Source organism: Haloarcula rubra (genome assembly GCF_019599465.1).
Taxonomy (GTDB): domain Archaea; phylum Halobacteriota; class Halobacteria; order Halobacteriales; family Haloarculaceae; genus Haloarcula; species Haloarcula rubra.
Genome location: NZ_RKLR01000006.1, coordinates 173,574 through 186,520, shown reverse-complemented (window position 1 = coordinate 186,520; position 12,947 = coordinate 173,574). Strand labels below are relative to the sequence as shown.

Below are 12,947 nucleotides of genomic sequence, written 5' to 3'. Positions count from 1 at the left end.
GACAATTTTATCAGGCGAAGGCGGCAATGCCCCGTTGATGAAAGGTTCCAACAAGGACTGGTGGCCGAATCAGTTGAGCTTGGACATTCTCGACCAGAACGCCCGTCAGACTGGGCCGATGGACGAGGAGTTCGACTACGCGACAGAGTTTCAGGAACTCGATCTCGAGGAAGTGAAGGAGGACATCGAAGAGGTGATGACCACCTCGCAGGACTGGTGGCCGGCCGACTACGGTCACTACGGTCCGCTCTTTATTCGGATGGCGTGGCACAGCGCCGGAACGTACCGCACGAGCGACGGTCGAGGCGGCGCCGACGGCGCTCGGCAGCGCTTCGCGCCACTCAACAGTTGGCCCGACAACGCGAACCTCGACAAGGCTCGGCGACTGCTCTGGCCTGTCAAGCAGAAGTACGGCCGTAAACTCTCGTGGGCCGATCTGATCGTGCTGGCCGGGAACGTCGCGATAGAGTCGATGGGCGGCAAGACGTTCGGCTTCGCCGGCGGACGTGAGGACGCGTTCGAGCCAGACGACGCCGTCGACTGGGGCCCCGAAAACGAGATGGAGACCAACGAGCGGTTCGACGAAGCCGGAGAGATTCAGGAGGGTCTCGGTGCTTCCGTCATGGGACTCATCTACGTGAATCCCGAGGGCCCAGACGGTCAGCCCGATCCAGAGGCGTCGGCGAAGAACATCCGACAGACGTTCAGCCGGATGGCCATGAACGACGAGGAGACGGCTGCGCTCATCGCCGGCGGCCACACCTTCGGGAAGGTCCACGGCGCCGACGACCCCGAGAACCTTGGTCCAGAGCCCGAGGCCGCACCTATCGAACAACAAGGCCTCGGCTGGGAGAACGACTACGAATCTGGCAAGGGTGCCGACACCATCACCAGCGGTATCGAGGGTCCGTGGACGCAGTCGCCCATCGAGTGGGACATGGGCTACATCAACAACCTGCTCGACTACGAGTGGGAGCCAGAGAAAGGACCCGGCGGCGCGTGGCAGTGGACGCCCAAAGACGGCGAGCTAGAGGACACCGTCCCGGACGCCCACGACCCGTCGGAGCAGCGGACGCCGATGATGCTGACCACGGACATCGCTCTAAAGAAGGACCCGGACTACCGGGAGATTATCGAGCGGTTCCAGGACAATCCGATGGAGTTCGGCATCAACTTCGCCAAAGCCTGGTACAAGCTGACCCACCGCGACATGGGCCCGCCGACGCGGTTCCTCGGTCCCGAGGTTCCCGATCAGGAGATGCTGTGGCAGGACCCGATACCGGATGCAGATTACGGTCTGGTCGGCGAAGAAGCGATTGCGGACCTCAAGGCAGAGGTTCTCGAGTCCGACCTGTCCGTCTCCGAACTGGTCAAGACCGCATGGGCGTCGGCGTCGACGTACCGGGACAGCGACAAGCGCGGTGGTGCGAACGGGGCCCGGATTCGGCTCGAACCGCAGAAAAACTGGGAGGTCAACGAACCCGAGAAGCTGGCGACCGTGCTGGAGACGCTGGAGGACATTCGAGAGGAGTTCAATGCCTCGCGCTCCGACGGAACGAAAGTCTCGCTGGCCGACCTCATCGTGCTGGGCGGCAACGCGGCCGTCGAGCAGGCCGCACAGGAAGCGGGCTACGACGTCGAGATTCCGTTCGAGCCGGGTCGCACGGACGCCTCGCAGGAGCAGACCGACGTCGAATCGTTCCAGGCGCTCAAGCCGGACGCCGACGGGTTCCGTAACTACCGCAGTGAGGAGGCCGACCAACCGGCCGAAGAGTTGCTGGTGGACAAGGCCGACCTGCTGAATCTGACGCCGTCCGAGATGACGGTGCTGGTCGGCGGGATGCGAACGCTGGACGCGACATACGGAGAGGCCGACCACGGTGTCTTCACAGACCAGCCGGAGACGTTGACCAACGACTTCTTCATGAACCTGCTCGGGATGGACTCGGAGTGGGAACGAGTCGGGGACAACCGCTACGAGGTGCGCGACCGTGACACGGGCGAAGTCGAATGGACGGCGACCCGCGCCGACCTCATCTTCGGTTCGCACTCCCGCCTGCGAGCCATCGCAGAAGTGTACGGGAGCGACGACGCCGAGGAGCAGTTCGTGCAGGACTTCGTCGACACGTGGCACAAAGTGATGACCCTCGACCGCTTCGACCTCGAGTAAGCGGGCGAAAGACACGACCGTCGGGAGTGCCAACCGGTCACTGATGACCCATCAGGCCGGTCGGGAGTCCCCGACGGCGTTCGTCCGACGTTACACCAAGACGTGGATTCACGCGCTCGCTACGGCAGCGTTGACTGCGTTCGGGACGTTGACGTTCATCGATACCCGTTTCGCCGCCGTCGCCATCGCGGCGTACACCCTGCCGCCACTCGTACTGTACTTTCGTGGGACTGCCGACACGGAGGCGTCGTCGACGTCGGCGACAGCGTCGGAACGAGACACCGATTCGAAGCCGTCGACGCGGTGGTCACTCGAAACAGGTCCGACTGAGAGCCACCTCAACGACGCCACCATTGCTGGTACCACTGCCTACGCAGTCGGTGAGGGCGGCGTCGTGCTGACCAGCGACGATGCGGGCTGGTCGTCGCTGCTGTCGGACGGGCCCAGGGCACAGTCTACCTCGCTCCGAGCGGTGGATAGTGCGGGGGACGACAGTGTCTGGACGGCCGGTGCGAGCGGGACAGTGGCCCGTATCGACGTTGAGACTGGACAACACACCGACTACTCCGAACCCGCGAGTGATACGTCGAATCTCGTCGACATCGCCGCGGCCACTGGATCGGGTGGTGAAACCGTGTTTCTCGCAGACGGGTCGGGACGCATCCGTCGGGGGATGTATCACGACGGCGAGATGGCTTGGGACGACCCGGTCGTTCCCGGAAGTGGGTCGAGTATCGCCGGCCTCACCATGGTGGACGATTCGGTCGGGTGGGTCTGTGACACGAGTCAACAGGTGTTTCGCACCACTGACGGTGGCCGGACGTTCGAGCAGGTCCCTGTGGATGCTGTGTCGGGGACCATGACCGACGTGACTGCGACGGCCGAGGCAACGTGGGTAACCACCGACGACGGGCTCGTGTACCACCACGATGGCGATACGTGGACGCCTCGGAGCGTGGCCGACGGTGGACTACAGTCGATAGCAGGGTGGGACCGACGCTCGCTGTCCGGTGGCGACGACGGGACGCTCTACGAGCGCGATGCCGGTCAGGAGTGGGAGCGAGCACTCACCCCGACCAGCAGCTCGATCGACGGGGTCGCCGTGGCTGAAACGTCTGCCGTCGCCGTCGGAGCCGGTGGGACCGTCCTCGAACGACAATACTAACGGAGCCATCCGGTTCCCCCGGAGAACGGTGGGCCGAAACCTCGACCGTCATCCGATGTAGCGAGCCCAGACGACGACCACGCTCGGTGTGACGACCATCGCGGTGAGGTAGGAGTAGAAGATAGACAGGGCCGTGAGTACGCCGAACTGGCCGAGTATGGGCGTAATTGCCAACACGAGGACGCCGATACCACTGACAGTCGTGACCATGCTGCCGGTGAGTGCACCACCAGTGCCGGTGACAGTAGCCGTAAGCGCCGGGAACACAGGATTCGCCGGCGGCGTGCCGTCGGCGACACTGACAGACTCGACGCGCGCCTCGTACTCGTCGGCGAATCGGTGGACGAAGTGCGCCGAGTAGTCTATACCGAGGCCGAGCGAGATGGAGAGTATCGTCGCTGTGAGTGCGTTGAACGGGAGACCGAAGAACCGCATCGACCCAGCGAGGAGCGTAATCGTCACCAGGATGGGGGCGAGGTTGACAAGACCGAGCGACGCCCGGCCGACGAGGGCGCGATAGATGGCGAGCAGGAAGACGGCGGTCAGAGTGAGCGCGATGAGGAGACTCTGGACCGCAGAGGCGAGTATCGCGTCGGCCACGTCCTGAAAGACGACGACTCCACCGGTCGCAGTAGCTTCGAATCGGTACCGGTCCGCGACGGTCCGGGCATCCCCGACGACCGCTCCTTGTTCGGCGTCAGCCTCGGTCGTGTAGACAACCCGCGCACTGCGGAGGTCTTCGGTGATGAACTGGAGCGCCCGGTCGCGTGCCGAAGACGAGAGGAGCGCGTCGTATATCGCTTCGAGGTTATCGTCGGGAACCCCGTCGTCGTCGACGTCACTCCGGTCCACGAGACGGGCGAACGAAGCTGACTGGTCGGCATGTGACCGGACGACGCCGATGATGCTCTCGAAGTCCGCTGTGCGGTCCGTAGCGACGAACGTATCGGGTGGGTTCTGACCCGCTCGCTGGATGGACTCCAAGGCGTCGTCCTGTCGCATCGGTCCCTGAACGTAGATGACGACGGTGTCGCCCTGTGCTGTCTCGAAATTCTCTTCGAGGAAGTTCGTTCGCTCCGTGACAGTGTACTCGCCCGGTCGGAAGGGCTCGGGCAACGCTTCGAGGTAGGCGGGAGTCTCCTCCGGCGGGAGGAAATCGTCCTGTGAGAACGTCGTGTCGACGCCGGTGCCGTAGTACCCCGCCCCGAGCGATCCCAGAAGGACGAGGACGACGAAGGCGGTCGGTGCCCGTCGAGCGATTTCGACCCCCAGCGGAAGGACGCTTCCCAGCAGTGTCTCCTCCCGGCCGAGCGGCCGCTGGAACGGCATCGTGAGCCCCAGCGAGTCGACCAGTTCGTCGACGGCCACCTTCGCCGCCGGGAGGAAGATGCCGAAGATGAGGAAGGTAAAGAGGATACCGAAGGCGGCGACGATACCGAACTCGCGAATCGGTCCGAGGTCGCTGACCGTGTTGGCGCTGAAGCCGATGACAGTGGTCGTAGTGACGATAAAGAAGGCGACGAGCAACTGTCGATTCGCCAGCGCCATCGCCGGGCGGATGGCGGCCCCAGTCGCACGCTCCTCACGGTAGCGATTGATAGCGTGCAGACCGAAATCGATGCCTACGGCGAGCAACAGCGGCGGTACCGCGATGAGCAGTTGCGTGAACGGGATGCCTGCCAATCCGAGAAAACCCATCGTCCAGACGAGGGTCATAACCAGCGAAAGCAGTCCGAGCCCGAGGTCAACCGGGTTCCGGTACGCGTACAGGAGGAAGACGAAGATGAGTACGACGGCGGCCGGCACGACGATGAACAACGAGTCGAAGATGACCGAGGAGAACTCGTCGGCAACGAGTCCCGACCCGAACACGACGATATCACCACCCACGGTCTGCACCACACGTTGGCTCTGGCGCTGGATGGAGACGAGTGGACTTTCACCACCCATCCCGGCAGCCTCGTCGACGCCACCGGGGATACGGTGTTGCACGACGGCTATCGTCGCCGAGGCGGTTGCCGACTGCCGGTTGAAGTCGTCGCTCAACTGATTCCGGAAGCCCGGCTGGTCTGCTGCCGTCCGTATCGCGCGGTCGATTTCACCCGGCGAGGCGGATTCGAGCGTCCGAATCTGTGCGTCGAGCGTGGTCGCCGACGGGTCGAGCGTGATTGCCACTGTACCCGCCGCACTGCTGGTCGACGAGACGCGTAGTTCGTCGCGAGAATCCAATCGCTCGAGCGCTTCGAGCATCCGGAGTAGTTCAGGCTTCGCGAGCACGTTCCGTCCGCGATGAATCAATTGCGTACTGCCACCCGACGAGGCGAACGTCGGCCCGAAGTCCTCGTTCACTCGTTCGAGTGCGATCTGGGCCGGGCTCTCCTGTGTGAACTGTTCCGTCCCCGCCTCGGTCGAGACGGTCGCGAGACCAGGGACGAACAGCACCGTCACGAGGAGGAACGTGATGACGACAGCTCTGGGGCGGCCGACGACCAGGTCGTTTGTGCGCCGTAGCAACCTATCCTGCGGGGCCACGGCTCAGCCCCCCGTCGTCTCTATGTCGTCGTCGACCGACTGGTCCGACTGTTCCGATTCGCCACTCTCAGTCCCCTCGACATCCGCTCTGCTCTGCCGACGGCGGTAGAAGAGTACTGCGGCGGCAATGACGACCAGTATCACGAGGAGTCCGAGCAACAGGAGCCACGGAATCCCGTCACCGGCCGGCTCCTGAACCGTGACGGGGACGCGGTACGTGTCGGAGAGTTTCGTCTCCTCGTCCGGTTCCTGATACTGGAAGTCGATGGATAGCGGATAGTCTTTCGTCGTCGCACCCCCGGCCGCGCTCATCGCGAACTCTAACTCGACCGTCTCGTTTGGTTCGAGACGTCCGACGAAGGCTTGGTCGTCGTCGGTACTCAGCGGGTCGTTGACGAACACTTTCGCGTCGACCTCTGTGAGCGTGATATCGAGGTTGTTCGTGACGACCAGCGTGACGATGTCGCTCCCGCCGACGTCGAGAGTCGCGTTCCCGGCCCGAACGAGGAACGCCGGTCGCCGCGTGTCGACGGGGATAAACCCGGGCAGGGAGTCGCTCTCACGCGTCTCATCCTCGGTGTTCTGGTACTCGACGACGAACGAGACGCGCCGTTCGCCGGGTTCAGTCCCGTCGAGGACTTCGACAGGGAACGTGACCGTCGCTGTCTCCCCCGCTCCGAAGCGGCCGATAGGTGCCTCGCTCTCCTGAACCTTCAGGTTCTCGCTGCCGACGTCGAGTCTGACGAACGCGCCCGTTACGGCTCCGGGGCCGCGGTTTCGGATTCTCGCCCTGACTGTTCCTTCGTCGCCGACGCGCAGCGTCCCGGTGACGTTCCGGACCGCGAAGGCCTGTTCCCGGGCGGTCCGCACCCCGAGTAACGTCGTCTCTGCGGGTTGGCTGTGGCCGGTCCGGTCCTCGTAGTCCACGCTGAGGCGGAGCGGAAAGCGCTGACCTCCCGTGTTCTCGGGTGCACTGACTCGGAACGAGATTGTCCGTCGCTCGTCGGGTCGTAACTCGTCGACGAACCGCGACGCGTTCGCGGCGTCCCCCACGACGAGTTCGCCGCTCCGGGAGCGCAACGAGACGAGGACCTGCTGGACGCGCCTGTTACCCGCGTTTTCGAGGGTAAGCGTGACATTGCCGTCGTCGCCGGCCCGTACCGACTGCCTGACGCGCACGACTCGGAATGTGTCCCGCTCTCTGTCTACCGGCAGTCGCGACGAGAGGCGCTTGCTCTCGCGACGGTCCCCGTCGACGTCGGTGTACCGGACGACGAACTGGACCTGTCGAGGGATGGCCTCGGCGTCGGCCGGAATCCTAACCGGGAGTCTGAACTGCGCAGACTCCTCGGCCGATAGATTTCCCAACGCGTACTCCGTCTCCTGTGGCATCAGCGACTCGGTCGTGGACGTGATTTCGACGACAACGTCCTCGACTGCGGTCGGGCCGTCGTTGACGACCTGTCCAGTGAGGTCACGTTCGGCGCCGACTTCGAGGTTCCCGCGGACGTCGCTGACCGAAAACGCCTGTTCCGGGTCCGGAGTAAGTGCGATGGGAATAGAGTCCGACCGCTGTTGGTCGCCGTCCTCGTCCTCGTAGACGACCCGAACGTCGAAGGGGTAGTCTTGTGGGGCCGCGTTGGCGGGCGTAACCACCTGAAACCGTACTGTCTCTCGGTCGCCCGCGTCCCACGTTCCTACGGCGCGACTCCCGTTACGCCTACCCGCCGCACCCACCGTGAGGTCGCCGCTCACCGACTCCAACCGGACCACGGCGTCCGTCAGGTCTTCCCCACCGACGTTGCGCAGTGTGAGCGCTACCGTTCCGTCCTCCCCGACCTGGACGTCGCTGTCCACGTCGACGATTCGGAACTGGCCCCGCTCGGCGACGACGGCGTACCGTGCGGGGAGGCGCTTGCTCTCTACGACGTCGCCGTCCTGATTGCGGTACTCGACTACGAACTCGAACTGCTTGCGACCCGGCCGTGCGCTGTCGAGGACCCGAACAGGGAACTGGAAGGACGCGCGGTCTCCGCTGTCGAAGTTCCCGAGAACGTACTCCGATTCGAGCGCGACGATGTCATCGTTCGGGGGGATGACACGCAGGACCGCCGAGTCGGCGTCCTGCGGACCGTCGTTGAGCACGACGCCTTCGAGACTGCCGTCTCGGCCGACACGGAGGGGCGACGACCGCGACTCGACGTCGAACTGCTGTTCGGCCGCCGGCGTGACCCCGAACTGGACGTCGTCTGCGACCTGTTCGTCACCGTCCTCGTCGGAGTACCTCGTCGTGACCAGTATCGGATACTCGTCTGTCGCGGCATCGGTGTTGACCCGTGTCGGAAGTTCGAACGTCTGCTCCTCGCCTGCACTCCACTCGCCGACGAAGCGCGTCGTGTTCGCCGCAGTGCCGAACCTGAGCCCACGGTCCGGCGACGAGAACGTCACGCGGGCGTCCGTCAGGTCTTCTTCGCCGTCGTTGACGAGCGTGACCGTCACGGTACCGCTATCGTCAATCTGAGCGTCCGAGTCGACATCGACTACTTCGACTACGTCGACCTCTTCACGAATCGACGCCGTCGCAAACAGCGGATCGCTCGTCCGTCGCTCGCCCTCCGCGTTCGTGTAGCGCACCGCGAACTCGAACTGACGGTCCGTCGGTTCGACGGACTCCGCGACGCGATACGGGAACTCGAAGTCCTCCGACTCGCCGTCCTCGAAGTCGCCCAGAGGTACCTGCGTCTTCAGTGGGGTCACGCCCTCCTCCGGTGCCTGAACCACCAGCACCGCGTCCTCGACGTCTCTGGGGCCGTCGTTCTCGACGGTCCCCCGAAGCGTTCCGTCGTCGCCCACCCGCAGGTCGCCCTCGACGTCGTCGACCTCGAACGACTGCTCGTCGTCGGGTTCGACGCCGAACTGCACGTCGTCGGCGATTTGCTCGTCACCGTCCTCGTCGGTGTATCTCGTCGTGACCGACACTGGATACTCGTCGGTCACCGTGTCGTTCGAGAACCGTGCTTTCAGTTCGAAGGTCTGTTCCTCGCCAGCGTCCCACTCGGCGACGAACCGCGAGGTGTTCCGAGCCGTCCCGAACCGAAACCCGGCGTCCAGCGAAGAGAACGTCACGCGGGCGTCGGTCAACTCGTCGTCACCCTCGTTCTCGAGTGTCACCTCGACCGTCCCAAGTGAACCGACCTGCGCGTCAGAATCGACGTCCTCGACGGCGACGACGTCCTGCCGGTCGCGAATCTTGACGTCGGCGAACAGCGGGCCGCTCTCGCGACGGTTGCCCTCCTCCGTGGTGTACAACACCGCGAACTCGAACTGTCGCTTCGTCGGTTTCGCCGAACGCGCCACCCGGAACGGGAGTTCTACGGTCTCGTCCTCGTCGTCGTCGAACTCGCCGAGCGCGACTTCGGACTTGAGGGCGGTGACGCCCTCCGCCGTCTCCCGGACGACCAGCACCGCGTCGTCGACGTCTCTGGGCCCGTCGTTCTCGACGGTGACCTCGATGTCGCCGTCGTCGCCGGCCCGCAGTGACCCGTCCACGTCGTCTATCGAGAACCGCTGTGCTCGGTCGGGCGTGATGCCGAAGGACAGCGGGGCCGACTGCGTGGTGTTGCCCTCGGGGTCGGTGTATCGCACCCGCACTGTGAGCGGATACCGCTGTGACCGTGCCGCCTCCGTCGCCGACACCGCGAACTCGACCCGTTTCTGCTCCCCCTCGTCCCAGTCGCCGACGAACCGGCTCCCGTTCAGGCCAGTCCCGACGCGAATCTCCGGGTTCGAGGACTGCAGGACCACGGTCGCGTCCGTGAGGTCGCCGAGGTCCTCGTTCTCCAGTTTCACCGACACCGTGCCGTCCTCGCCGACCTGTAGGTCCCTGTCGACGTCGACCAGTCGGAAGCCCGAGGGCTCGGTCGTCTCTTCGCTGCCATCGTCGGTATCGTCGCCGTCGTCGCTGTCTCCGTCATCGTCGCTTTCACCGTTGCTGTAACCGTCACCTCCGTTGTCGTCGTCGTGGCACTCGTCGTCGTCACCGCACATTCCGGCCGATACCGTCGTCGACGTCGTGGAGGCCGTCGCCAGTGCCACTGGCGCCGACACCAACAGCAGGGTGAGTGCGATAGTGAGGAGTCGCCTCATCGTCTCTGGGATGTACCCTCAGCCGCGCTCCGTCTCGAAAACGGACTGTAGCGACGTCGATATGTGGAGGCCATCGACTGAGATGACCAATCGCCACTGCGCACTTTGTATTACGTTCTTTATTTGACCAGACTGTCCGTAAGCCCCGCCGTCGAACCGTGAGCTCGCCGGTAAGGCAGAATTACCGGTCCGTACGTCGAGTCCCGAACCGAGCCAGAGTACCGTTGCGACGGGGACGGAAAGCGACCATGGGGAGGCAGCAGTCGACAAGTGGTGAAGCGGCCCGTCTCGTTCGCCGGGGAAATTTCGTGTTACTCACACTGGACGCTCGGCAGTTTGGTGTCGACGACAGAGAGAAAGTTTAGCAGTGCGTGGTGTCAGCGAGTAGAGTCTGTCACGGAGACCCAAGCCGGCGATACTGTACAGGTGGGTGTGCGGTGAGACGGGGCGGTCCGAACGGGCGACGTATCATCTGCCGGGACTGCCCGGCCCGTGAGAAAACACTACGGGTACGGTCACCGTCTGTTCGATTATGCCTTCGGTGAACACGTCGACCGCCGACGACGGAGTACGGGAGTGGTGGAAGGAAGCCGTCGTCTATCAAGTCTACCCACGGAGTTTCTACGACAGCGACGGCGACGGCGTCGGTGACCTCCCGGGCATCACGGCGAAGGTCGACTACCTCGACGACCTCGGCGTCGACGTCGTCTGGTTGTGCCCGGTGTACGAGTCGCCGAACGCCGACAACGGCTACGACATCAGCGACTACCGTGCTATCATGGACGAGTTCGGGACGATGGCCGACTGGCGAGCGTTGCTCGACGCCCTCCACGAGCGAGACATGCGTTTGCTCATGGACCTCGTGGTCAACCACACCTCGGACGAGCACGAGTGGTTTCAGAAGTCTCGGCGGCGTGAGGAGGGGTACGAGGAGTACTACTACTGGCGGAACGGCGACCCGGACGAGCCGCCGAACAACTGGGGGTCGTTCATGGGTGGGTCGGCGTGGTCCTACGACGAAACCCGGGGGCAGTGGTACCTCCACCTCTTCGACGAGAAGCAACCCGACCTGAACTGGCGCAACCCCGACGTTCGTGCCGACGTCGCCTCGCTCGTCGAGTGGTGGCTGGAGAAAGGCATCGACGGGTTCCGCCTCGACGCCATCAACTACATCTCGAAGCCAGAGGGACTGCCGGACGGCGACCCCGGACGGTCCCCAGTCGGCGTCGAGCAGTTCAGTCACGGACCTCACATTCACGAGTACCTGCGGGAGTTGTACGAGCGAACGTTCGCGGACTACGACGTGATGACCGTCGCCGAGATGAACGACACGAGCGTCGAACTGGCCCGCGAGTACCTCGGCGAGAGCGGCGACGGGCTAGACATGATTTGCCACTTCGAACACATGGGTGTCGACACCGGACCCGGCGGACGGTGGGACCCCGAAGGATGGGGGGACTGGAGCCTTCCCGAGTTCAAGGAAATCGTGTCGCGGTGGCAGCGTGACCTCGGCGAAGACGGTTGGAACGCCCAGTATCTGGGCAATCACGACCAGCCTCGAATCGTCTCCCGATTCGGCGACGACCAGGAGTACCACGCGGAGAGCGCCAAACTCCTCGCGACGTTCCTCCTGACCTCCCGTGGAACCCCGTTCGTCTATCAGGGCGAGGAAATCGGGATGTCCAACGCCGAGTTCGACAGTCTGGCCGATCTCGACGACCCACAGACGATCGGCGCTATCGAGGACCTCCTCGACGCCGGTGCCATCGACGGCTACGAGGACGTCCGCGAGTTCGTGAACTACGTGAGTCGCGACCACGCCCGGACGCCGATGCAGTGGGACGACACCGAACACGCCGGTTTCACCGACGGCGACCCGTGGTTCGCAGTCAACGACGACTACACCGAGGTCAACGTCGCGGACGCAACCGCCGACGAGGACTCTATCTGGCACCACTATCGTCGCCTCGTCGCTCTCAGGCACGACCGAGACGTACTCGTCTACGGTGTCTACGAGTTACTGTGTCCCGACCACGAGCAACTGTTCGCCTACACCCGGACGCTGGACGAATCGAGGGTGCTCGTGGTTCTCAACTGGTCCGACGAGAGTACTTCGTTCGAGTCGGACGACGTCGACGTCGTCGACCCGAGTGTGCTGATTTCGAACTACGAGGATGCCTCGACTCGTGACGTGCGACGCACCTACCGTCCGTACGAGGCCGTCGTCGTCGACCTGTAGGTGCCTGGTCCCCACGGTCAGAGAGATTTTACGGGCGGTCGATGGTCCCGATGGTGGGGTTCGCTGAACGCGCCGGCTTAATAACAGGAGGGGAGCTCTGACACGGGTCGGTGACCGCCTGTTCGCCGTGACTGACTCCGGCGCCTGTAGGTCCACTCCTGAGTCGACCACTCGAACATGCCGCCCTCGGTGTTTGCAGAGGCGATATTGTTCGCTGAAGTCGACGTATCGGTACGCCGCTCTTACCGTCATCTCGGTTCCCTATGTGGCTACTGTTGACGTGGTTGGAGTCCAACGTACAATGGCGTTCTGTGTCGTGCAGTCGGTGTCGTCGGCGGCGTCGGAAGGACGCGAATCCTATGCCAACGTACATCACACTCTGGGATTACACCCAGCACGGCATCGAGAACATCGAGGATAGCCCGGAGCGCCTCGACAGCGCCATCGAACTCATCGACTCCGTAGGGGGCGAACTCCAGGCGTTCTACCTCACGATGGGAGCACACGACATCGTCACCGTCGCGGAGTTCCCGGACGACGACGCCGCGGCCAAGGCGCTCCTCCGAATCGGGCAGTCCGGTGCGGTCAGTTCAGAGACGATGAAGGCCTGGCCGGAAGACGACTACCGCGACCTTCTGGCGAACCTGCCCTGAATCCCACGGTTCGGTCCCCGTCTATCCAGTCTACCGACCCTT

Annotated in this window: 6 protein-coding genes; 4 read left to right on the top strand and 2 right to left on the bottom strand. The window is 63.9% G+C overall.

The genetic code is table 11. The features are described from left to right. The first annotated feature begins 37 nt into the window (after positions 1–37). A complete protein-coding gene (gene katG, locus EGH21_RS15400; RefSeq protein ID WP_220619367.1) occupies positions 38–2,170 on the top strand; it encodes a catalase/peroxidase HPI in 2,133 nt (710 codons plus the stop codon). Positions 2,171–2,213: 43 nt separating this feature from the next. Further along, complete coding sequence (locus EGH21_RS15395; protein WP_220619366.1) at positions 2,214–3,335, top strand: hypothetical protein; 1,122 nt, start codon at positions 2,214–2,216, stop codon at positions 3,333–3,335. Positions 3,336–3,383: 48 nt separating this feature from the next. Here EGH21_RS15395 and EGH21_RS15390 read toward each other — a convergent pair whose 3' ends face one another. Together EGH21_RS15390 and EGH21_RS15385 are read right to left on the bottom strand one after the other, a co-directional pair. After that, on the bottom strand, positions 3,384–5,867 hold the full coding sequence (locus EGH21_RS15390; protein WP_220619365.1) for an efflux RND transporter permease subunit: 2,484 nt from the start codon (positions 5,865–5,867) through the stop codon (positions 3,384–3,386). A gap of 3 nt (positions 5,868–5,870) precedes the next feature. After that, positions 5,871–10,013, bottom strand: coding sequence for a COG1361 S-layer family protein (locus tag EGH21_RS15385; RefSeq protein ID WP_220619364.1), 4,143 nt, complete (start codon positions 10,011–10,013; stop codon positions 5,871–5,873). Between the two features lie 532 nt (positions 10,014–10,545). On the opposite strand from EGH21_RS15385, the gene EGH21_RS15380 reads away from it, so the two are divergent. Together EGH21_RS15380 and EGH21_RS15375 are read left to right on the top strand one after the other, a co-directional pair. Beyond that, positions 10,546–12,252, top strand: coding sequence for a glycoside hydrolase family 13 protein (locus EGH21_RS15380; protein WP_220619363.1), 1,707 nt, complete (start codon positions 10,546–10,548; stop codon positions 12,250–12,252). 359 nt (positions 12,253–12,611) lie between these two features. Then, on the top strand, positions 12,612–12,905 hold the full coding sequence (locus EGH21_RS15375; protein ID WP_220619362.1) for a GYD domain-containing protein: 294 nt from the start codon (positions 12,612–12,614) through the stop codon (positions 12,903–12,905). Positions 12,906–12,947: the final 42 nt, after the last annotated feature.

Bases quoted from the DNA above. Each gene is read 5' to 3' on its own strand.
- EGH21_RS15395 (WP_220619366.1), top strand. From the start codon at position 2,214: ATGACCCATCAGGCCGGTCGGGAGTCCCCGACGGCGTTCGTCCGACGT.
- EGH21_RS15375 (WP_220619362.1), top strand. From the start codon at position 12,612: ATGCCAACGTACATCACACTCTGGGATTACACCCAGCACGGCATCGAG.
- katG (WP_220619367.1), top strand. From the start codon at position 38: ATGAAAGGTTCCAACAAGGACTGGTGGCCGAATCAGTTGAGCTTGGAC.
- EGH21_RS15380 (WP_220619363.1), top strand. From the start codon at position 10,546: ATGCCTTCGGTGAACACGTCGACCGCCGACGACGGAGTACGGGAGTGG.
- EGH21_RS15385 (WP_220619364.1), bottom strand. From the start codon at position 10,013: ATGAGGCGACTCCTCACTATCGCACTCACCCTGCTGTTGGTGTCGGCG.